Below are 21,638 nucleotides of genomic sequence, written 5' to 3' on the forward strand. Positions count from 1 at the left end.
GCTAACGCTTAGATCGCACCGCGCTTACGCAGCAGGTCCAGCACTTGCTTGACGCTTTCTTCCAGCGACAACGACTGGGTGTCGACCACAAGGTCGGCGTCCAGCGGTACGTCGTACGGGAAGGAATCGCCCGGGATGTTGTCGCCACCTGCAGCGTACAAACCTTGCGGATCACGTGCGGCGCAGACCATCGGCGACGCCTGCACGTAAACGGTCAGCAAGCGGTCATCGCCAATCAGCGCCTTGGCCTGTGCACGGCCTTCGGCGTCCGGTGCGACAAACGCCGCCAGGGTCAGCAAACCAGCTTCGTTGAACTGGCGTGCGACGTGAGCCGCACGACGCCAGTTCTCGGTACGCCCGGCGCGATCCTGTGGCAGACCTTTGTTCAGGTCGTGACGCAGGTTCTGCCCATCGAGCACAAACACTGCACGGCCCATGTCGAACAGCTTGCGTTCAACCGCATAGGCCAGGGTGCTTTTGCCCGCGCCCGAGAGGCCGCTGAACAGCACGGTAGCCGGTTGCTGGCCGAAGCGCTGGGCACGCTCTTCGGTGGCTACATGGGCCAATTTTCCATGGTGCGTGGAGCTGCCATGCGCCAAAGGCTGGGCGACGATCATGCCGGCGCCGACGGTGCCGTTGGTCAAGCGGTCGATGATGATGAACGAACCGGTGGTGCGGTTGCTTTCATACCCGTCGAGGGCAATCGGCGCGTCGAGGCTGATCTTGACCTTACCGATCTCGTTCAGCTGCAAGGCACTGGCCGGGCCTTCTTCCAGAGTGTTCACGTCGACCTTGTTGACGATGCTGGCGATCGAGCCCGGCACGTAACTGGTGGCGCGCTTGATGTCGTATTTCTTGCCCGGCAGCATCGGCTCTTCAGCCATCCACACCAGCATCGCTTCGAAGCTGTCGGTGACCGGTGGCACGTTGTCGGCATGCACCAGCAAGTCGCCACGGGAGATGTCGATTTCGTCTTCCATGGTCAGCGTCACCGCCTGACCCGGGCCTGCGTGTTCCAGTTCACCTTCGAAAGTGACGATGGATTTCACGCGGCTGCTCTTGCCCGACGGCAGTACCACGACTTCGTCGCCCTTCTTGACGATACCGCTGGCCAGGGTGCCGGCGAAACCGCGGAAGTTCAGGTTCGGCCGGTTGACGTATTGCACCGGGAAACGCAGATCGGTGAAGTTACGGTCGCCCGCGACTTCCACGGTTTCAAGTATCTCCATCAGCGACTGGCCGGTGTACCACGGCGAGCGCTCGGACTTGTTCACCACGTTGTCGCCCTTCAGTGCCGACATCGGCACGAAGTGCATGCTGGTAGGCTTCATTTTCAAGCCTTCAGCGAACTTCAGGTAATCGGCCTTGATCGATTCGAACACGCCCTGATCGAAGTCCTTGAGGTCCATCTTGTTGATGGCAACGACGATGTGCTTGATGCCCAGCAACGAGGCAATGAAGCTGTGGCGACGGGTCTGGGTCTGCACGCCGTAACGGGCGTCGACCAGGATGATCGCCAGGTCACAGGTGGATGCACCGGTGGCCATGTTGCGGGTGTACTGCTCATGGCCAGGGGTGTCGGCAATGATGAATTTGCGCTTGGCGGTGGAGAAATAGCGGTACGCGACATCGATGGTGATGCCTTGTTCACGCTCGGCCTGCAGGCCGTCGACCAGCAACGCCAGGTCGATATCGTCACCGGTGGTGCCGACTTTTTTCGAGTCGCGGGTAATGGCTTCCAGATGATCCTCGTAGATCATCTTGGAGTCGTGCAGCAGGCGCCCGATCAGGGTGCTCTTGCCGTCGTCGACGTTACCGCACGTCAGAAAGCGCAGCAGCTCTTTACGTTCGTGCTGGCCCAGGTAGGCGAGGATGTCCTCGCTGATCAAATCAGATTGATGCGACATGACAGCCCCTTAGAAATAACCTTGACGTTTTTTGTCTTCCATCGAGCCGGCGCCATCGTGATCGATGACTCGGCCCTGGCGCTCGGAAGTTCGCGTCAGGAGCATTTCCTGAATGATGTCCGTGAGGCTTTCGGCCTCGGACTCCACCGCGCCCGTCAACGGGTAGCAGCCAAGGGTACGGAAACGCACTTTCTTTTTGACGATGCGGGCTTTGTCTTCGTCGCTCAGGTGCTCGAGGATGCGCTCGTCGTCGATCATGATCAGCGTGCCGTTCTTCTCGATGACCTCGCGCTCGGCGGCGAAGTACAGCGGGACGATCGGGATGCCTTCGAGGTAGATGTACTGCCAGATGTCCAGCTCGGTCCAGTTCGACAGCGGGAATACGCGGATCGATTCGCCTTTGTTGACCTTGCCGTTGTAGACGTTCCACAGCTCCGGGCGCTGGTTTTTCGGATCCCAGCGGTGCTTGCTGTCGCGGAACGAGTACACGCGCTCCTTGGCGCGGGATTTCTCTTCATCGCGGCGCGCACCACCGAAGGCTGCGTCGAAGCCGTACTTGTCCAAAGCCTGTTTCAGGCCTTCGGTCTTCATGATGTCGGTGTGCTTGGCACTGCCGTGGGTGAAGGGGTTGATCCCTTGAGCCACGCCTTCCGGGTTGACGTAGGTGATCAGGTCAAGGCCCAGCTCTGCGACCATCTTGTCGCGGAAGCTGTACATCTCCTGAAATTTCCATTGGGTGTCGACGTGCATCACCGGAAACGGCAGCTTGCCCGGGAAGAACGCCTTGCGTGCCAGATGCAGCATCACGGCGGAGTCTTTACCGATGGAGTACAGCATCACCGGGTTGTCGAACTCGGCGGCCACCTCGCGGATGATGTGGATGCTTTCCGCCTCCAGCTGTTTCAGATGCGTCAGTTTGTCGACCATGGCTACTCACGAAAGCTTTCTTATGAACGGCCAGCGGGCCGTGTTCGAGCGGCGAATGCTAGCACAGCGACCTCTTCTAATCAGGACGCCGACTAGATCGAAAGAGCATATGAATATACCTGCCTGTTCGGGCGCCGCAGGCCCTTGTGGGAGCGAGCCCGCTCGCGAAAGCGGTGTTGACTGACCCACCGCTATCGCGAGCAGACGAACGTCGCCCGGCTCTTCCCACATTTGATCCCCAGTGTTCGCAGATTCCAGGGATTCAAATCGGATTCGGGCAATCGATGAAGATGTGTTCAAGGGCAAACCGTCGCGCCAGATAATCCCCCAGCGCCTGCACGCCAAAGCGTTCGGTGGCGTGATGGCCGGCGGCGATGAAGCTGATGTCGTTTTCCCGGGCGCTGTGGAAGGTTTGTTCGGATGCTTCACCACTCAGGTACAGATCGACACCGGCCAGCACCGCCTGATCGATATAGCCCTGGCCACCGCCCGTGCACCAGCCGACGCGCCGGACCATTTTGCTGCCCTCGATCAACAATGGCTCACGCCCCATGACCTCTTGCACATGACGGGCAAAGTCGCGCGCGGTCATCGGCTCGGCGAGCGAACCGACCAGCCCGACCACTTTGAGGTTTTCCGGGTCCAGCGGGCCTTCGACGGTGATGTCCAGTTGGCGAGCCAGTTGCACGTTGTTGCCCACTTCCGGGTGCAAATCCAGCGGCAAGTGATAGGCCAGGAGGCTGATGTCGTGCTTGAGCAGGGTTTTGAGCCTACGCTGCTTCATACCGGTGATGCAGGGGTTTTCACCTTTCCAGAAGTAGCCGTGGTGAACCAGCACCAGATCGGCCTTGGCGTCGACCGCGGCATCGAGCAACGCCTGGCTGGCCGTGACGCCGCTGACGATGCGCATGACCTGCGGCCGACCTTCGACTTGCAGGCCATTGGGGCAATAATCGGCAATCCGCGAACTGGCAAGGTAACGATCCGCTTCTTCTACCAGGGTGCTCAGGGCGACGGCCATAAAAGACTCCTAAATATCCCGTTCAGAGGCGCGCGCGGCCTCGTATAATGCGCGACATTATGGGCCGTCCATGGTCCTTCGTAACCTCCCAGGATTTGTTCAATGCTCAAGGGTCTGCGTTTTTTTGGCTGGCCGCTGCTGGCCGGCGTGCTTATCGCGTTGTTGATCATCCAGCGTTACCCGCAATGGGTCGGCCTGCCAACCCTGGATGTGAACCTGCAACAAGCCCCACAAACCACTCAGACCCAACAGGGACCGGTGTCTTACGCCGATGCCGTGGTCATTGCCGCACCGGCAGTGGTCAACCTCTACACCACCAAAGTGGTCAACAAAACCAGCCATCCGTTGTTTGAAGACCCGCAATTCCGGCGTTTCTTCGGCGACAACGCGCCCAAGCAGAAGCGCATGGAGTCGAGCCTCGGTTCCGGCGTGATCATGAGCCCTGAAGGTTATTTGCTGACCAACAACCACGTGACCACCGGCGCCGACCAGATCGTTGTCGCGCTCAAGGATGGTCGTGAAACCCTGGCTCGCGTGATCGGCAGCGACCCGGAAACCGACCTCGCGGTRCTGAAAATYGAYTTGAAAAACCTGCCGTCGATCACCGTCGGCCGCTCGGAAAACATCCGCGTCGGCGATGTCGCGCTGGCCATCGGCAACCCGTTTGGTGTCGGCCAGACCGTGACCATGGGCATCATCAGCGCCACTGGGCGCAATCAGTTGGGCCTGAACAACTACGAAGACTTCATCCAGACCGACGCCKCSATCAACCCGGGCAACTCCGGCGGTGCGCTGGTAGACGCCAACGGCAACCTTACCGGGATCAACACCGCGATTTTCTCCAAGTCCGGCGGCTCACAAGGCATTGGTTTCGCGATCCCGATCAAGCTGGCGATGGAAGTGATGAAGTCGATCATCGAACACGGCCAGGTGATTCGCGGCTGGCTGGGGATTGAAGTGCAGCCGTTGAGTCAGGAACTGGCGGAATCGTACGGTCTGTCCGGGCGTCCGGGGATTGTGGTTGCGGGGATTTTCCGCGACGGCCCGGCACAAAAAGCCGGCCTGCAACTGGGCGATGTGATCCTCAGCATTGACGGCGAACCGGCCGGCGATGGCCGCCGTTCGATGAACCAGGTGGCGCGGATCAAACCGACCGACAAAGTGACTGTTCAGGTCATACGCAATGGCAAGGAACTCAAGCTGACCGCAGAAATCGGCCTGCGTCCGCCACCGGCCCCGGTCAAAGAAGAAGAGTAATTCGTAGGAACTGCCGAAGGTTCGGGCCGCGTTCGGACGATCTTTTCGAGGCCTTCGACAGCGCCAATCGTCTCGAAGCCTCTAAAAGCATACATTCTCATTAGGCATGTTATATTGTTTCAATATCGCTATTGGAACGATCTCATGCCGTCTCGTAAATTTGCTCCTCTGGCAGGCCTGGCCCTGGGTCTGCTGGGGGATCCGGTGTTCGCCGAAGACCCACAACCGCTTGAACTGGACACCATCAGCGTCACCTCCGATTACGAGTCCGCCACCGGCCCGGTGAACGGCTATCGCGCCACGCGATCGTCCAGCGCGACCAAAACCGACAGCGCAATCCGCGATATCCCGCAATCCATCAGCGTGATTCCTGCCAGCGTGCTCAAGGACCTGGGCAGCCACAATGTCGAGCGCGCGCTGGAGTTTGCCGGTGGCGTATCGAAACAGAACAACTTCGGCGGCCTGACACTGTATGAGTACAGCGTGCGTGGCTTCACCACCTCGGAGTTCTACAAGGACGGCTTCAGCGCGAACCGCGGTTACCCGAGCACCCCGGACGCCGCAAACGTCGAGCGCATCGAAGTGCTCAAGGGCCCCGCCGCCAGTCTTTACGGGCGCGGCGACCCTGGCGGTACGGTGAACATCGTCACCAAAAAACCGCAGCCCGAAGCCTTCAGCACCTTGCAGACCAGCGCCGGCAGTTGGGATCGTTACCGCACCGCGCTGGACGTCAACACCCCGCTCGATCCGCRAGGAGATGTGTTGTCGAGGGTCAATCTGGCGGTCGAAGACAACCACAGCTTTCGTGATCACGTCGACAGCCAGCGGGTGTTCGTTGCGCCGTCGCTCAGTTGGCAACTCAACCCGGACACCAGCCTGCTGCTGGAAAGCGAGATTGTCCGTCACAGTTCGACCTTCGACCGTGGCATCGTCGCGCCGAACAACAGCTGGAGCGGTGTCTCGCGCTCGACCTTCCTCGGTGAACCTGACGACGGCAACATCGACAACCACAACAATCTGTTGCAGGCGACCCTCGAACACCACCTCAACGACGCCTGGAAACTGCGCCTGGCCAGCCATTACAAGGAAGGCAAACTCTGGGGCTTTGCCTCGGAAGCCCGCCCGTTGAACGCCGATCAACACACGGTCAACCGCCGTTACCGAGAGCGCGACAACCGTTGGCACGACAGCATCACCCAGCTCGAACTGCGCGGTTTGTTCGACATCGGCAGCTGGCAACACGAACTGCTGATTGGCAGCGAGTACGAAAACTTCCGCAAGAACGAGCGGGTCACCACGATCGCTGGCGGCCCTTACGCGATCGACATCTACGACCCGGTTTACGGTCAGCCCAAACCCGATGGCAAGCGCTCGGGCCCGGACTTTTTCGAGCAGGTCGAAAGCCAGGCACTGAACCTTCAGGACCAGATCGTGTTCACCGAGCGCCTGCGCGGCATGCTCGGGGTACGCTTGGAACACTTCGAGCAAACCATCGACGACCACACGCTGAACAACCGCAGCCGACAGCACCACGACGCTCTGACCCAACGCGCCGGTCTGCTCTATCAACTGACGCCACAGCATGGACTGTTCGCCAACGCCTCGACCTCGTTCAAACCGAACAACGGCCTGGATGCCACAGGCAAATCCTTCGATCCGGAAGAAGGCGTTGGCTACGAGGTCGGGATTAAGAGCGAGCTGTTCGATGAGCGCCTGAGCAGCACCCTCGCCGCTTTTCGGATCGAGAAAGAAAACGTTCTCGCCCTCGACCCCGCCACCGATAGCAACCGCGCCATGGGCAAGGCCCGCAGCCAGGGTTTCGATCTGCAAGTGAGCGGGCAACTCACTGACGCTGTGCGAGTGATCGGTGCGTTTGCGTACATCGACGCCGAGGTTACCCAAGGCGACAAAGCCATTGCGACCGGTAGCCGGATTCTCGGCGTGGCCAGGCACAGCGGCAGTTTGCTGGGCGTTTATGAATTTCAGGAAGGTCTGCTGCGTGGCTCGGATGTCGGCGCGGCCTACACCTATGTCGGCGATCGCTCGGGCGAAGCCGGCAGCGACTTCGAACTGCCGGCCTACCACACCGTCGACCTGCTGGCCCATTACAAGGCCAGTGAAAACGTCACGTTGGGGCTGAACCTGAACAACCTTTTCGACGAGAAATACTTCGAGCGCTCCTACAGCAACTACTGGGTCAACCCCGGCGAGCCGCGCAATTTCACCGTCAGCCTGACACTCAACCTGTAAAAGGAAGTCACCATGCAACACTTCAAACCCGTAGCGCTCAGCCTGCTGCTCGGCCTGATGTTTACCGGCCAGGTCTCGGCCCATGGCCTGTGGACCGAACAACGTCGCGGCAACATCGAAGTCATCTACGGCCACGGCGCCGAAGACAACGCCTTCAAGGCGCAAAAAATCAGCGGCGCCTGGGCCTACGACATCGGCGGCAAAATGATCCCGGTTACCGTAGAACGCCTGGCCGATCACGCGCGCCTGCAACCACTCAAATCGCCAGCGGTGCTGGCCGTGGCGCTGGACAATGGCATGTGGTCGCAGACTGCCGACAAAAAGTGGATCAATCAGGGGCGCAGCAAAGTGCCGGGCGCCATCGAGTCGACCCAGACGTTCAAGTACAGCCTGGCGATTTATCAGCCGGGAGCGACGCTGCCTAAACTCGATCAGATCAAACTGCTGATTGTGCCGGAAGTTGATCCGCTGACCGTTGGCCCGGGCAAATCATTGCCGGTGCGGGTGTTGCTCGATGGCAAACCGGCGGCGGGGATCAAGTTGATTGGCGACTATCGCAATGCGCCGAACACCTTGAGCACGGAAACCGATGCCGAAGGCCGGGCGCAGGTGCTGGTGCGCAACGAAGGGTTGAATGTGATTGCCGCGCAGGTGGAAATCCCGTTGAAGGACAATCCGGATGTGGCGACGCGAGGGGTGTTCAGTTCGTTGACGTTCCTCGGTGAACCGCATCACGAGTGAATGAGGTTGAGGGGTGGTTTGAATCATAGGCAGATCCAGAAACCACCCCTCACCCCAGCCCTCTCCCCGAGGGGGGAGAKGGGGAAAGGGAGCCGAACTCTGTTGTTTTCAAAACCTGAGTTCGGCTTGATCTCTCAGGTCGCAGCACATCGACCAGCCCCTCTCGGTCAGTTCCCTCGCCCCTCTGGGGAGAGGGTTAGGGTGAGGGGATGGTTTTAGAGATCGCCCAAACCGTCGATCAACGCCTGGTTCTGCTCTGGCGTACCGATGGTGATACGCAGSAACTGGGCAATCCGTTCCTGCTTGAAGTGCCGGACGATCACGCCTTGCTCGCGCAACTTCGCCGCCAGGCCTGCCGCGTCATGCTGCGGGTGACGGGCGAAGATGAAGTTCGCCGCCGACGGCAACACCTCAAAGCCCTTCTCCTGCATGTGCTTGACCACCCACTCGCGACTCTCGATCACCAGCTGGCAGGTCTTGTCGAAGTGCTCGCGATCGGCAAACGCCGCTGCCGCACCGACAATCGCCAGGCGATCCAGGGGATAGGAGTTGAAGCTGTTCTTGATCCGCTCCAGCGCCTCGATCAGGTCCGGATGCCCTACCGCCAGGCCCACGCGCAAACCGGCCAGCGAACGCGACTTGGAGAGGGTCTGAGTCACCAGCAGGTTCGGGTAACGGTCGACCAGGCTGATTGCGGTTTCACCGCCGAAATCGACATAGGCTTCGTCGACCACCACCACCGAATCAGGGCTGGCCTTGAGGATTTGCTCGACGGCGTCCAGCGCCAACAGGCAACCGGTCGGGGCGTTCGGGTTGGGGAAAATGATCCCGCCGTTCGGCTTGGCATAATCCGCAACACGAATCTGGAACTGCTCGTCCAGCGGTACCGCGTCGAATGGAATGCCGTACAAGCCGCAATACACCGGATAAAAGCTGTAGCTGATGTCCGGGAACAGTAACGGTTTATCGTGTTGCAGCAAACCGTGAAAGATGTGCGCCAGGACTTCATCCGAACCATTGCCGAGGAACACCTGATTGCCCTGTACACCGTAATACTCAGCCACTGCCTGCTTGAGCAGGTCGCTGTTGGGGTCCGGGTACAGACGCAGGTTGTCATTCAGTTCGGTTTGCATCGCCGCCAGTGCTTTAGGCGATGGGCCGTAAGGGTTTTCGTTGGTGTTGAGCTTGACCAGCTTCGCCAGTTTCGGCTGCTCGCCCGGTACGTATGGCACCAGATCCTTGACGAATGGACTCCAGAATTTGCTCATGCTCAGTTCCCCTGCTTGTCGTCAACGATGCGGTATTCGGCGCTGCGGGCGTGAGCGGTCAGCGACTCGCCACGGGCCAGCACGGAAGCGGTCTTGCCCAGTTCGGAGGCACCCTGCTCGGAGCAGAAGATAATCGACGAACGTTTCTGGAAGTCATACACACCCAGCGGCGAGGAGAAACGCGCGGTGCCGGAAGTCGGCAGCACGTGGTTGGGACCGGCGCAGTAATCGCCCAAAGCCTCGGACGTATGGCGGCCCATGAAGATTGCGCCGGCGTGGCGGATCTGCGGCAACCAGGCTTGCGGATCGGCCACCGACAGTTCCAGGTGTTCCGGCGCAATGCGGTTGGCCACGTCGATGGCTTGCTGCATGTCGCGAACCTGAATCAGCGCACCACGGCCATTGATCGAGGTGTTGATGATTTCGGCGCGTTCCATGGTCGGCAGCAGTTTGGCGATGCTTGCCGCCACCTGGTCGAGGAACCCGGCATCGGGGCTGACCAGAATCGCCTGCGCGTCTTCGTCGTGCTCGGCCTGGGAGAACAGGTCCATGGCGATCCAGTCCGGATCGGTCTGGCCGTCGCACACCACGAGGATTTCCGAAGGGCCGGCAATCATGTCGATACCGACCTGGCCGAACACATGACGCTTGGCGGTGGCGACATAGATGTTGCCCGGGCCAACGACCTTGTCGACCTTCGGCACGCTTTCGGTGCCGTAGGCCAGCGCGGCAACCGCTTGCGCGCCACCGATGGTGAACACCCGGTCGACGCCCGCGATGCACGCCGCTGCCAGCACCAGTTCGTTGACTTCACCGCGTGGCGTCGGTACGACCATGACCACTTCGGTCACGCCGGCCACCTTGGCCGGAATCGCATTCATCAACACCGAAGACGGGTAAGACGCCTTGCCGCCCGGCACGTACAGGCCGGCGCGATCCAGCGGCGTGACTTTCTGGCCCAGCACCGTGCCGTCGGCTTCGGTGTAGCTCCAGGAGTCCTGCTTCTGTTTTTCGTGGTAGCTGCGCACCCGCGCCGCGGCTTTTTCCAGCGCTTCGCGTTGAGGCACGGTGATCCGGGTCAGTGCCAGTTCCAGGCGCTCGCGCGGCAGGATCAGGTCGGCCATCGACGCCACTTGCAGGCCGTCGAATTTCTGGGTGAACTCAACCAGCGCCGCGTCGCCGCGCTCACGCACAGCCTTGATGATGTCCAGCACCCGCTGATTGACCGAGTCGTCAGACACACTTTCCCAGCTCAGCAGATGATCCAGATGATGCGCGAAATCCGGGTCAGCAKCGTTGAGTCGGCGAATTGCAGTCGGTGCGGTCATAGCGGGAGCCTCATAGGATTGGCGAAAAACTCAGGTACCCGAAGCTAGCACTCCATCCGCTTGGGCACCTGAGAATTCTGGCTATGAGGCGGATAGACGGGCGCGACGGAGCGTCGCGCAGGTGAATCAGCCGCGGTGTCGAGACTCCACTGCCTTGCGCAGGGTGTCGATCAACGCCTGGATACGGGCGTGCTGCATTTTCATCGAAGCTTTGTTGACGATCAGCCGGGAACTGATGGCAGCAATGAAATCCTGTGGCTCCAGGCCGTTGGCCCGCAGCGTGTTACCGGTATCGACCACGTCGATGATCTTGTCCGCCAGACCGATCAGCGGTGCCAGTTCCATCGAGCCATATAGCTTGATGATGTCGACCTGACGACCCTGCTCTGCGTAATAACGCTTGGCAACGTTGACGAACTTGGTGGCGATGCGCAGACGGCCCTTGGGCTCGACCGCGCCGACTTTACCTGCGGTCATCAGCTTGCACTGGGCAATTTGCAGGTCCAGTGGCTCGTACAGGCCCTGGCCGCCGTATTCCATCAGCACATCTTTACCGGCGACGCCCAGGTCAGCGGCACCATGCTCGACATAGGTCGGCACATCGGTGGCGCGCACGATCAGCAAGCGCACATCGGCCTGGGTCGTGGGGATGATCAGCTTGCGGCTCTTGTCCGGATTCTCGGTCGGCACGATGCCCGCTTCAGCCAGAAGCGGCAGGGTGTCGTCAAGGATGCGGCCCTTGGACAGTGCGATGGTCAACATGGGAAACGTCAGTCCTTATCAAGGTACTCATGCCCGGTCGCAAATGGCGCCGGACACACATCGAGCCGTAACGGGCTCGATCTTAACAAATCAACGGGCACGTCCCTGCGCCCATGAAGCAGAAACTAGCCCGGTACGCGGCGGATTTTCGCGCCGAGCATCTGCAGTTTCTCTTCGATGCACTCGTAACCACGGTCGATGTGGTAGATGCGATCGATCAGCGTGTCGCCTTCGGCGATCAGCGCCGAAATCACCAGGCTGGCCGAAGCCCGCAGGTCGGTGGCCATGACTGGCGCGCCCTTGAGCTTTTCGATGCCGGTGACGATCGCAGTGTTRCCTTCGACCTGGATGTGAGCGCCCATGCGGTGCAGCTCGTAGACGTGCATGAAGCGGTTTTCGAAGATCGTCTCGATCACTGCGCCCGTGCCTTCGGCAATCGCGTTGAGGGAGATGAACTGCGCTTGCATGTCGGTCGGGAACGCCGGGTACGGAGCGGTACGCACGTTGACGGCTTTCGGCCGCTTGCCGTGCATGTTCAGCTCGATCCAGTCTTCGCCGGTAGTGATTTCAGCGCCGGCTTCCTTGAGTTTTTCCAGAACGGCTTCAAGGATGGTCGGATCGGTGTCCTTGACCTTCACGCGGCCGCCAGTCACGGCAGCAGCCACCAGGTAAGTACCGGTTTCGATACGGTCCGGCATCACTTTGTAAGTCGTGGTGTGCAGACGTTCGACGCCGTCGATGGTAATGGTGTCGGTACCGGCACCGGAAACCTTCGCGCCCATGGCGTTCAGGAAGTTCGCCAGGTCGACGACTTCAGGCTCGCGAGCGGCGTTAGCCAGAACGCTGCGGCCCTTGGCCAGGGCGGCCGCCATCATGATGTTCTCGGTACCGGTCACGCTGACGGTATCGAAGAAGAAGTTTGCACCGCGCAGGCCGCCTTCTGGCGCCTTGGCCTTGATGTAGCCGCCTTCCACGTCAATGACTGCACCCATGGCTTCAAGGCCACGGATGTGCAGGTCGACCGGACGCGAACCGATGGCGCAACCGCCAGGCAGTGCGACTTCAGCTTCACCGAAACGCGCGACCATCGGGCCCAGAACCAGAATCGACGCACGCATGGTTTTAACCAGTTCGTACGGAGCGATCAGGGTCTTGATGGTCCGCGGGTCGATTTCGACGCTGAGTTTCTCGTCGATCACCGGCTCGATGCCCATGCGACCGAACAGCTCGATCATGGTGGTGATGTCGTGCAGGTGCGGCAGGTTGGCGACCGTCACCGGGCCATCGCACAGCAGCGTTGCCGCCAGAATCGGCAGGGCAGAGTTCTTTGCCCCGGAAATGCGGATTTCGCCATCAAGACGAACACCGCCGGTAATAATCAGTTTATCCATAAGAATCTCGACGCCCTTGGGCTCAGGTGCGCTCGGCCCAGGCCGCGCTGCTGAAAAATTTCATAGTGACCGCATGGATGCTGCCATCGGTGATCCATGGGTTCAAATGGGCATAGATCTGCTGCTGACGCTTGACCGGGCTCAATGCCGCCAGTTCATCGCTAATCACGTTCAGCTGAAAGTTGCAGCCTTCGCCCTCAACTTCTACCTGTACTGATAAAAGAGTCTCGGACAGCTTTCCTTCAAGAAAGCTCTTCACTTCGTTGGCCTGCATGCTCAACCTCAATCGGCGCCCTGTGCGCGCGGGTCGGACATCATACAAAAAAGCCCCGCGCCTGCGAACCCCGCATAGCAGGACTCTGACGGGGGGCTTCTTTATAGATGATAGTTAGGGGTGTGCCAACAGCTCGGTCAATTCGCTGACCTGAGCGATTTCACGCATGTCGTCAGGCAAGGCACGGATGCTCAGCGCCTTGCCCGCCGCTTGCGCGTCACGCATGAAACACAGCAACAACGACAAACCGACGCTGCTGGACTTTTGCACACCCGAGCAATCAACTACCAGGGCCGACGCCGTGCTCGACTTGATCAAGGCCTGGCCCTGCTTGCGCAAGGCCGGCCCKGTACTGTAATCCACTCGCCATTGATCTTTTCGAGTGTGTAGGACACAGGATAGATCGCGCCATTGCTGCCTTTGACCKTCATGCCAACGCTGGTACGGTCTCCCGACTCATCCTTGGCCGCGTCAACGGTAATGCCCTGATTGTTGTACTCAAGCAAAGCATTGCCATAGAACTGGAAGAGCCCGCGCTTGAAGTTATCTTCAAAGGTTTTCATTTGCGCAGGTGTGGCGTTGCGCGAGTACTTGACCGTCATGATGCTCTTGGAGATGCCCTCGGCATCCACCACGGGCCCGACGATGGCATTCAAGGCATCGTAAAAGCCTTTCGGATCCTGCTTGTACTTCGCTTTATTGGCCGACAGATCGGCGAGCAACCGATTGGTGGTGTCCTGCACGATATCGTGCGCGGACTGCGCAGCCACGGCGTTACCCATGAACGGCAAGACCGCAAGTAATACCAACAGGCCACGTCGCAAGGTTGAGATCATGAAAAAAACTCCTTATTTAGCGTCTTTGCTAACGGTATTGAGCAGGAATTTACCGATCAGGTCTTCGAGCACCAGCGATGACTGCGTGTCATGGATGGTCCCGCCATCCTTGAGCAGGGCCTGTTCCCCGCCCACGCTGATACCGATGTATTTCTCGCCCAACAGGCCAGCCGTGAGGATAGATGCAGTGGAGTCGGTCGGCAGATTATCTACCCGCTTTTCCAGCTGCATGGTCACTCGTCCGGTGAAACTGTCGCGATCCAGATCGATTGCCGTGACCTTGCCGATAGTCACACCGGCCATGGTCACTTTTGATCTGACCGTCAAACCGGCGATATTGTCGAAATACGCATAAAGTTTATAGCTGTCGGTGCTCGAAACAGGGGACAGTCCACTGACCCGCAGGGCAAGCAACACTAAAGCCAGGATGCCAGCCAGCAAGAAAAGGCCGACACCGATTTCCAGGGTGCGGTTTTGCATCAGAAATCTCCAAACATCAAGGCAGTCAAAATAAAGTCCAGGCCGAGGATGGCCAATGAGGCATACACCACGGTTTTGGTGGTGGCACGACTGATCCCTTCCGAAGTGGGCTCACAGTCATAGCCTTGGAATACGGCGATCCAGGTCACGACAAAGGCAAATACAATGCTTTTAATGATGCCATTGAATACGTCACCGTCGAACGTCACGCTGTTTTGCATGTTCGACCAGTAGGAGCCCTCATACACACCCAACCAGTCGACAGCCACCCAGGAACCGCCCCAGATACCGACCACGCTGAAAATCATCGCCAGCACTGGAAGGGAGATGAAACCGGCCCACAGACGGGGGGCAATGATGTACTTGAGCGGGTCGACGCCAATCATTTCCAGACTGGACAACTGCTCGGTGGACTTCATGTTGCCGATCTCGGCGGTCAACGCAGAACCGGCACGCCCGGCGAACAGCAATGCGGTCACCACCGGCCCCAGCTCACGCAACAGCGTCAGCGCAACCATCTGCCCGACCGCCTGCTCCGAACCGTAGCTGGACAAAATGTTGAAGCCCTGTAACGCCAGCACCATGCCGATGAATATCCCGGAGACCACGATGATCACCAGGGACATCACGCCAACCGAGTGCAACTGCTTGACCAGCAGGCCAAATGCGCCACTGACGCCACCGCGCCCCAACAGCACGTGAAACAGGAACAGCGATGAACGACCGAGCACCGCGATGCTGTCGATGCCGGTCTGGCCGAATCGACGAACTCTCTCTATTAGTGAAATCTTGCGCATCAGCGCTTCCCCAGAAGATCTGCGCGGTAATCCGTCGCTGGAAAGTGGAACGGTACCGGCCCGTCTGGATCACCCTTCATGAATTGGTGAATCCGCGGATTATCGGAATTCATCAGCTCATCGGGAGTCCCCTGCCCCAACACCTGCCCATCGCCTACAACATACAGGTAGTCGGCAATACTCGCGGTTTCGGCCAGGTCATGGGAAACCACGATGCTGGTGATGCCCAAGGCGTCGTTAAGCAGGCGGATCAGGCGCACGAGAACACCCATGGCGATTGGGTCCTGCCCGACAAAAGGCTCGTCGTACATCAGAATTTGCGGATCGAGGGCAATCGCCYGTGCCAGCGCGACACGGCGCTTCATGCCGCCGGACAACTCATCGGGCATCAGGTCGATGGCACCGCGCAACCCCACCGCCTGCAATTTGAGCAGGACGATGTCACGGATCATTTCATCCGGAAGTTTGGTGTGAACACGCAGCGGAAAGGCGATGTTTTCGAAAACATCGAGGTCCGTGAACAGCGCGCCGCTCTGAAACAGCACGCCCATATGCTTGCGCGCATCGAACAGGTCGCTACGAGACAGGGTGGGCAAATTTTGCCCGTTGACCCACACTTCGCCACTTGAAGGGCGCAACTGTGCGCCCATCAGGCGCAGCAGTGTGGTTTTTCCGCAACCGGAAGGTCCCATGATGCCGGTGACCTTACCGCGCGGAATGCGAATATCGACATTATTGAAAATGCTGCGCGCGCCGCGCTTGAAGGACACTCCCTTCAGCTCGACCGCGTAGGCGTTATCGGCACTCATCTAAACTCCTTGCGATGCAAGCCTCTCACTCGGACGCCGGGCTCCCTGCCGAGAGCACACAACAACCTGGGCAGGCCGAACTGGCGACGAACTATATCACCGCTAATGCAAAGCGCCCAAGGCCGAAGCCCGCGGTGTTCAGCATCAAGACAGGCAAATAGACGCAAGTTTCAGCGTTTGCGGGGGGCGCCTGAATAAAGCACGACGAACTAACGTGAGGGATTTGCTCATTACCGCTATAATCGCCGCCTTTTCTCAGGCTATACGATTTCTGACATGAGCCAATCCAGCGACCTGATTCAATCAGCACAACGCACCATCCGCCTCGAGCTTGAAGCCGTAGAAGGCTTGCTGGCCCACATCGACGCAGATTTCGTACGCGCTTGCGAGATGATTCTGGCCAGCAAAGGCCGCGTGGTCGTGGTCGGCATGGGCAAATCGGGGCACATCGGCAACAAGATTGCCGCCACCCTTGCCAGCACCGGCACCACGGCTTTTTTCGTCCACCCGGCCGAAGCCAGTCATGGCGATATGGGCATGATCACTCGCGATGACATCATCCTCGCGTTGTCGAACTCCGGCTCCACCAACGAAATCGTCACGCTGCTGCCGCTGATCAAGCGCCTGGGCATCAAGCTGATCAGCCTGACCGGCAATCCTGATTCGCCGCTGGCCAAGGCTGCCGAAGTGAACCTCAATGTTCATGTCGAGCACGAAGCCTGCCCGCTGAACCTGGCACCGACCTCCTCCACCACGGCGGCGCTGGTGATGGGCGATGCACTGGCCGTTGCCTTGCTGGAAGCCCGCGGCTTCACTGCCGAAGACTTCGCGTTCTCACACCCTGGCGGCGCTCTGGGTCGCCGTTTGTTGCTGAAAGTCGAAAACGTCATGCACGCGGGCCAGGAGTTGCCGCAAGTCGTGCGCGGCACGCCGCTCAAAGACGCGCTGATGGAAATGACCCGCAAGGGCCTGGGCATGACCGTGGTATTGGAAGCTGACGGCAAACTCGCCGGCATTTTCACGGACGGCGACCTGCGTCGCACACTCGACCGGACCATCGACATCCATCAAGCCACCATTGACGACGTCATGACGCCTCATGGCAAGACTGCGCGCGCTGAAATGCTCGCCGCCGAAGCCCTGAAAATCATGGAAGACCACAAAATCAATGCACTGGTGGTGGTCGACAACGAGGACCGTCCGGTGGGCGCCTTGAACATGCACGACTTGCTGCGTGCGGGAGTAATGTAATGAGCACGGACCTGCTGCAACGCGGCAAAAACATCAAGCTCGCGGTCTTCGACGTCGATGGCGTGCTGACCGACGGCCGCCTGTACTTTCTCGAAGACGGCAGCGAATTCAAGACCTTCAACACTCTCGACGGCCAGGGCATCAAGATGCTGATGGCCTCCGGCGTAACGACCGCCATCATCAGCGGACGCAAGACCCCGGTGGTCGAGCGACGCGCCAAAAACCTTGGTATTCCTCACCTGTATCAGGGCCGCGAGGACAAACTGGTAGTGCTTGACGAGCTTCTGGCGCAACTGGGCCTAAGCTATGAGCAGGTTGCCTACCTGGGCGACGACCTGCCGGATCTGCCGGTGATTCGCCGTGTTGGCCTGGGCATGGCAGTGGCCAACGCCGCCAGCTTCGTCCGCGAACACGCTCACGGCATCACTCAGGCCCGTGGCGGCGAAGGTGCCGCTCGCGAGTTCTGCGAGCTGATCCTGCGTGCCCAGGGCAACCTTGAAGCGGCTAATGCCGCGTACCTGTGAGCCACTTATGCTGAGCAAGAAAATTCGCAACATAGTGTTTTTCGGGGTCATCGCCGCGTTGCTCGTGGCCGTTGGCTACTGGAACATCAGCCCCGAACGCTTTCTCGACAAGCCGGTAGCACACGTCGACGAGAGCCAGATCGACTATTACGCCATCAACGCCCACAGCGTGCAGTTCCTGCCCGATGGTAAATTGCAGTACGACCTGACGTCCGACAAGGTCGAGCATGTCAAGGCGACCGACATCACCCTGCTGACCAACCCCGACCTGAACATGTATCGGGGCACCGTGTACCCCTGGCACGTCCAGAGCAAGCGTGGCGAGGTCAATTCAGGCGGTACTGAAGTTGAATTGATCGACTCGGTGCGTATCGCACGCACGGACGAGCAGAACCGTCCAATGCTGATTACCAGTAGTCGTATGACGGTATTCCCGCAAGAGCAATATGCGCAGACCGAGCAAGCCGTTAGAATCGACGGCGCTGGTGGTGTATCGACGGGTAACGGAATGAAAGCGTATTTGAAAGACAGCAGGATACACCTGCTATCGAACGTAAGAGGACAGTATGAGGCTCGTTAAAACTCTCCCTATTTTGCTCAGTCTGGGCGCAGCACTGGGAAGCGTGAGCGCCTGGGCTCTGCCGAACGATAGCCAGCAACCCATTCGCATTCAGGCTGACGATGCTCAGCTGGACGACAAGAATGGCGTGGCCACCTACAAAGGTGACGTGATCATTACCCAGGGCTCGATGATCATCAAAGGCAACACCGTGACCATTACCCGCACCAAGGCCGGCGACATCGATGTCGTGACCTCGGTGGGCAACCTGGCGTATTTCGAGCAGTTGCAAAAGCCTACCGACACGAAACCCGTCCAGGGCTATGGGGTGACTATCCAGTACCATGCTTCGCAAAACCGCATCGTACTGATCGACCGCGCCAAGGTGATCAACGAAGGCAACACCACTGAAGGCGAGAAAATCGTCTACGACACCGTCAAGCAGGTTGCTAACGCAGGCCGCGCTACCGGTTCATCGGTGACCGCACCGCGCCCACGAGTCGATATGGTTATCCAGCCGAAAAAGAAAACCGACGAGCAGAAGGCCCAGTAATGGCAACTCTGAAAGCCCAGCATCTGGCCAAGAGCTACAAGAGCCGCCAGGTCGTGCGTGACGTCAGCCTGTCGATCGACAGCGGCCAGATCGTCGGCCTGCTTGGCCCGAACGGTGCCGGCAAGACAACCTGCTTCTACATGATCGTGGGCCTGGTCCAGGCCGATCAGGGGCGCGTACTGATCGACGACCTGGACGTCAGCCACCAGCCAATGCACGGTCGTGCACGAGCGGGTATCGGCTACCTGCCACAAGAAGCGTCGATCTTCCGCAAACTTTCGGTCGCCGACAACATCATGGCCATCCTCGAGACCCGCAAGGAACTCGACAAGGCCGGTCGTCGCAAAGAGCTGGAAAGCCTGCTGCAGGAATTCCACATCAACCACATCCGCGACAACCTCGGCATGAGCCTTTCCGGTGGCGAGCGTCGCCGTGTGGAAATCGCTCGCGCCCTGGCCACGGCGCCGAAATTCATCCTGCTCGACGAACCTTTCGCCGGCGTGGACCCGATTTCGGTGGGCGACATCAAGCAGATCATTCATCACCTCAAGGCCAAGGGTATCGGCGTGCTGATCACGGACCACAACGTTCGTGAAACCCTGGACATCTGCGAAACCGCCTACATCGTCAACGACGGCCAACTGATCGCCGAAGGCGACGCCGAAACCATCCTGGCCAACGACCTGGTCAAGGAAGTGTATCTGGGCCATGAGTTCCGCCTGTAAGCACTGAGGTGCCTGGTCAGTCGCCGGAGCGCTTGCCCCAATAAAACTATACGTATTTATTGTTACAGCGCTCTAGGCAAACACTTCAGTTTCAGGCATATAATTTGCTTATGTTTGGCGCTCCGGCGCCCTGTAGTGGATGGCGCATGTGCGCCGGCGAATAAGGTGTTAAGCCCCTGCCATGAAACCATCGCTAGTCTTGAGAATGGGCCAGCAGCTGACGATGACACCGCAGCTGCAACAGGCCATCCGCCTGCTCCAATTGTCGACCCTGGACCTGCAACAGGAAATCCAGGAGGCACTGGAGTCCAATCCAATGCTCGAACGCCAGGAAGAAGGCGACGACTTCGATAACGCCGACCCGATGGCGGACAATATCGAGCAGAAACCCAACACCGACATCCAGGAACCCTCCTACCAGGAAACCGCGCCTACGGTCGATAACCTCGAGGAAGGCGACTGGAACGAGCGCATTCCTAACGAACTGCCGGTCGACACCGCCTGGGAAGACGTTTACCAGACCAGCGCCAGCAGCCTGCCAAGCAACGATGACGACGAATGKGATTTCACCACTCGCACTTCCGCAGGCGAAAGCCTGCAGAGCCATCTGCTCTGGCAATTGAACCTGGCGCCGATGTCCGACACCGATCGACTGATCGCGGTGACATTGATCGACTGCATCAACAATCAGGGCTACCTGGACGAAACCCTCGAGRAAATCCTCGAAGCCTTCGATCCAGAACTGGACATCGAGCTCGACGAGATCGAAGCCGTCCTGCATCGCATCCAGCAATTCGAGCCGGCCGGTATCGGCGCACGCAATCTCAGCGAATGCCTATCGCTGCAACTGCGTCAATTGCCCGCCAAAACCCCTTGGCTGGCCGAGGCCAAGCGACTCGTAATCGATTACATCGACCTGCTGGGCAGCCGCGACTACAGCCAGTTGATGCGCCGCATGAAGCTCAAGGAAGATGAGCTGCGCCAGGTCATCGAACTGGTGCAGAGCCTCAACCCGCGTCCGGGCTCGCAGATCGAATCCAGCGAAGCCGAGTACGTGGTTCCCGACGTCATCGTGCGCAAAGACAACGAGCGCTGGCTGGTGGAGCTGAACCAGGAGTCGGTTCCGCGCCTGCGCGTCAACCCGCAGTACGCCGGCTTCGTCCGTCGCGCCGACACCAGCGCCGATAACACCTTCATGCGCAATCAGTTGCAGGAAGCGCGCTGGTTCATCAAGAGCCTGCAAAGCCGCAACGAAACCCTGATGAAAGTCGCCACCCAGATCGTCGAGCACCAGCGCGGCTTCCTTGAGTACGGCGATGAAGCCATGAAGCCGTTGGTCCTGCATGACATCGCGGAAGCGGTCGGCATGCACGAGTCGACGATTTCACGAGTGACCACGCAAAAATTCATGCATACCCCACGCGGTATTTATGAACTGAAATATTTTTTCTCCAGCCATGTCAGTACCTCTGAAGGCGGTGAATGCTCGTCCACAGCGATCCGCGCGATCATCAAAAAACTGGTTGCCGCGGAAAATCAGAAAAAGCCGTTGAGTGACAGCAAGATCGCTGGTTTACTGGAGGCACAAGGCATTCAGGTGGCCCGCCGCACCGTCGCCAAGTACCGCGAGTCCCTGGGGATCGCGCCTTCGAGCGAACGCAAGCGGTTGATGTGACGGGCTACGCCATAGCGTTCCAGGGTGTGTTCGAAAGCTTTTCGGACACGCTCTAGTGGCAGGCAAGCCAGCCTGCCGCCTTATGCACTGGCAACGAAGGAGAAGCTGTATGCAAGTCAACATCAGTGGACACCAACTGGAAGTGACCGAACCCCTGCGCATCTACATCGGCGAAAAGCTCGACCGATTAGAAAGGCATTTCGACAAGATCACCAATGTGCAGGTCACGTTGACCGTCGAGAAGCTGCTGCAGAAAATCGAAGCCACGCTGCATATCCCCGGTGGAGAAGTGGTCGCCAACGC

At 59.2% G+C, this 21,638-nt stretch carries 22 protein-coding genes and 1 pseudogene; 10 read left to right on the top strand and 13 right to left on the bottom strand.

Annotated features, from left to right (window positions below):
- Positions 1–8: 8 nt before the first annotated feature.
- The 3 genes from cysN to AC1DH9_RS07655 form a co-directional block, all read right to left on the bottom strand.
- On the bottom strand, positions 9–1,907 hold the full coding sequence (cysN, locus tag AC1DH9_RS07645) for a sulfate adenylyltransferase subunit CysN (protein WP_427530139.1): 1,899 nt from the start codon (positions 1,905–1,907) through the stop codon (positions 9–11).
- A gap of 9 nt (positions 1,908–1,916) precedes the next feature.
- Positions 1,917–2,834 carry a sulfate adenylyltransferase subunit CysD gene (cysD, locus tag AC1DH9_RS07650; RefSeq protein WP_019691910.1) on the bottom strand — a complete coding sequence of 306 codons (918 nt, stop codon included), beginning with the start codon at positions 2,832–2,834 and terminating at the stop codon, positions 1,917–1,919.
- A 262-nt stretch (positions 2,835–3,096) separates the two neighbouring features.
- Complete coding sequence (locus AC1DH9_RS07655; protein ID WP_427546709.1) at positions 3,097–3,855, bottom strand: Nif3-like dinuclear metal center hexameric protein; 759 nt, start codon at positions 3,853–3,855, stop codon at positions 3,097–3,099.
- Between the two features lie 102 nt (positions 3,856–3,957).
- Between AC1DH9_RS07655 and algW the strand changes: the two genes are divergently transcribed.
- The 3 genes from algW (at position 3,958) to AC1DH9_RS07670 (ending at position 8,103) form a co-directional block, all read left to right on the top strand.
- The gene (gene algW / locus AC1DH9_RS07660; RefSeq protein ID WP_477808002.1) at positions 3,958–5,112 is read left to right on the top strand and encodes a Do family serine endopeptidase AlgW; all 1,155 of its coding nucleotides are present in this window, start codon (positions 3,958–3,960) and stop codon (positions 5,110–5,112) included.
- 144 nt (positions 5,113–5,256) lie between these two features.
- Positions 5,257–7,362, top strand: a complete 2,106-nt coding sequence (locus AC1DH9_RS07665; protein WP_477808003.1) for a TonB-dependent siderophore receptor — start codon at positions 5,257–5,259, stop codon at positions 7,360–7,362.
- 12 nt (positions 7,363–7,374) lie between these two features.
- Positions 7,375–8,103 (top strand): DUF4198 domain-containing protein, encoded by a 729-nt coding sequence (locus tag AC1DH9_RS07670; protein WP_427546718.1) that lies wholly within the window; start codon positions 7,375–7,377, stop codon positions 8,101–8,103.
- Positions 8,104–8,318: 215 nt separating this feature from the next.
- Here the strand turns inward: AC1DH9_RS07670 and hisC are convergent, their stop codons facing one another.
- The 10 genes and pseudogenes from hisC to AC1DH9_RS07720 form a co-directional block, all read right to left on the bottom strand.
- A complete protein-coding gene (gene hisC, locus AC1DH9_RS07675) occupies positions 8,319–9,371 on the bottom strand; it encodes a histidinol-phosphate transaminase (protein ID WP_477808004.1) in 1,053 nt (350 codons plus the stop codon).
- 2 nt (positions 9,372–9,373) lie between these two features.
- On the bottom strand, positions 9,374–10,699 hold the full coding sequence (hisD, locus tag AC1DH9_RS07680; RefSeq protein ID WP_477808005.1) for a histidinol dehydrogenase: 1,326 nt from the start codon (positions 10,697–10,699) through the stop codon (positions 9,374–9,376).
- 126 nt (positions 10,700–10,825) lie between these two features.
- Positions 10,826–11,461, bottom strand: coding sequence for an ATP phosphoribosyltransferase (gene hisG, locus AC1DH9_RS07685; protein ID WP_007941260.1), 636 nt, complete (start codon positions 11,459–11,461; stop codon positions 10,826–10,828).
- Between the two features lie 125 nt (positions 11,462–11,586).
- Positions 11,587–12,852 (bottom strand): UDP-N-acetylglucosamine 1-carboxyvinyltransferase, encoded by a 1,266-nt coding sequence (gene murA, locus AC1DH9_RS07690; RefSeq protein WP_427530124.1) that lies wholly within the window; start codon positions 12,850–12,852, stop codon positions 11,587–11,589.
- Positions 12,853–12,874: 22 nt separating this feature from the next.
- Positions 12,875–13,126 carry a BolA family protein gene (locus AC1DH9_RS07695; protein ID WP_019691904.1) on the bottom strand — a complete coding sequence of 84 codons (252 nt, stop codon included), beginning with the start codon at positions 13,124–13,126 and terminating at the stop codon, positions 12,875–12,877.
- A gap of 114 nt (positions 13,127–13,240) precedes the next feature.
- The gene (locus AC1DH9_RS07700; protein ID WP_477808006.1) at positions 13,241–13,489 is read right to left on the bottom strand and encodes an STAS domain-containing protein; all 249 of its coding nucleotides are present in this window, start codon (positions 13,487–13,489) and stop codon (positions 13,241–13,243) included.
- Positions 13,486–13,962 (bottom strand): annotated as a pseudogene (locus AC1DH9_RS07705) (MlaC/ttg2D family ABC transporter substrate-binding protein); the annotation flags it as partial. The gene AC1DH9_RS07700 and the pseudogene AC1DH9_RS07705, both read right to left, overlap by 4 nt.
- Positions 13,963–13,974: 12 nt before the next feature.
- Complete coding sequence (gene mlaD, locus AC1DH9_RS07710; protein WP_054593987.1) at positions 13,975–14,442, bottom strand: outer membrane lipid asymmetry maintenance protein MlaD; 468 nt, start codon at positions 14,440–14,442, stop codon at positions 13,975–13,977.
- Positions 14,442–15,239, bottom strand: a complete 798-nt coding sequence (gene mlaE / locus AC1DH9_RS07715) for a lipid asymmetry maintenance ABC transporter permease subunit MlaE (protein WP_427546729.1) — start codon at positions 15,237–15,239, stop codon at positions 14,442–14,444. The genes mlaD and mlaE overlap by 1 nt, the downstream gene beginning before the upstream one ends.
- Positions 15,239–16,048: an ATP-binding cassette domain-containing protein gene (locus AC1DH9_RS07720; RefSeq protein WP_477808007.1), complete on the bottom strand. Its 810-nt coding sequence runs from the start codon at positions 16,046–16,048 to the stop codon at positions 15,239–15,241. The genes mlaE and AC1DH9_RS07720 overlap by 1 nt, the downstream gene beginning before the upstream one ends.
- A 276-nt stretch (positions 16,049–16,324) precedes the next feature.
- Here AC1DH9_RS07720 and AC1DH9_RS07725 point away from each other — a divergent pair, with 276 nt between their 5' ends.
- The 7 genes from AC1DH9_RS07725 to hpf form a co-directional block, all read left to right on the top strand.
- Complete coding sequence (locus AC1DH9_RS07725) at positions 16,325–17,299, top strand: KpsF/GutQ family sugar-phosphate isomerase (protein ID WP_054593990.1); 975 nt, start codon at positions 16,325–16,327, stop codon at positions 17,297–17,299.
- On the top strand, positions 17,299–17,823 hold the full coding sequence (locus tag AC1DH9_RS07730) for a KdsC family phosphatase (protein WP_401118396.1): 525 nt from the start codon (positions 17,299–17,301) through the stop codon (positions 17,821–17,823). The genes AC1DH9_RS07725 and AC1DH9_RS07730 overlap by 1 nt, the downstream gene beginning before the upstream one ends.
- 7 nt (positions 17,824–17,830) lie before the next feature.
- Positions 17,831–18,403 (top strand): LPS export ABC transporter periplasmic protein LptC, encoded by a 573-nt coding sequence (gene lptC / locus AC1DH9_RS07735; protein ID WP_427546733.1) that lies wholly within the window; start codon positions 17,831–17,833, stop codon positions 18,401–18,403.
- Positions 18,390–18,935: a lipopolysaccharide transport periplasmic protein LptA gene (gene lptA, locus AC1DH9_RS07740; protein WP_427530110.1), complete on the top strand. Its 546-nt coding sequence runs from the start codon at positions 18,390–18,392 to the stop codon at positions 18,933–18,935. The genes lptC and lptA overlap by 14 nt, the downstream gene beginning before the upstream one ends.
- Entirely contained in the window at positions 18,935–19,660 is a 726-nt protein-coding gene (lptB, locus tag AC1DH9_RS07745) for an LPS export ABC transporter ATP-binding protein (protein ID WP_019691895.1), read from the top strand. Before lptA ends, lptB begins: the two co-directional genes overlap by 1 nt.
- 181 nt (positions 19,661–19,841) lie before the next feature.
- Entirely contained in the window at positions 19,842–21,335 is a 1,494-nt protein-coding gene (locus AC1DH9_RS07750; RefSeq protein WP_477808008.1) for an RNA polymerase factor sigma-54, read from the top strand.
- Positions 21,336–21,444: 109 nt separating this feature from the next.
- Positions 21,445–21,638 (top strand): ribosome hibernation-promoting factor, HPF/YfiA family (hpf, locus tag AC1DH9_RS07755; RefSeq protein WP_477808009.1); only part of this gene is annotated, 194 nt, incomplete at its 3' end.

This window comes from Pseudomonas sp. 05T35 (genome assembly GCF_056396605.1).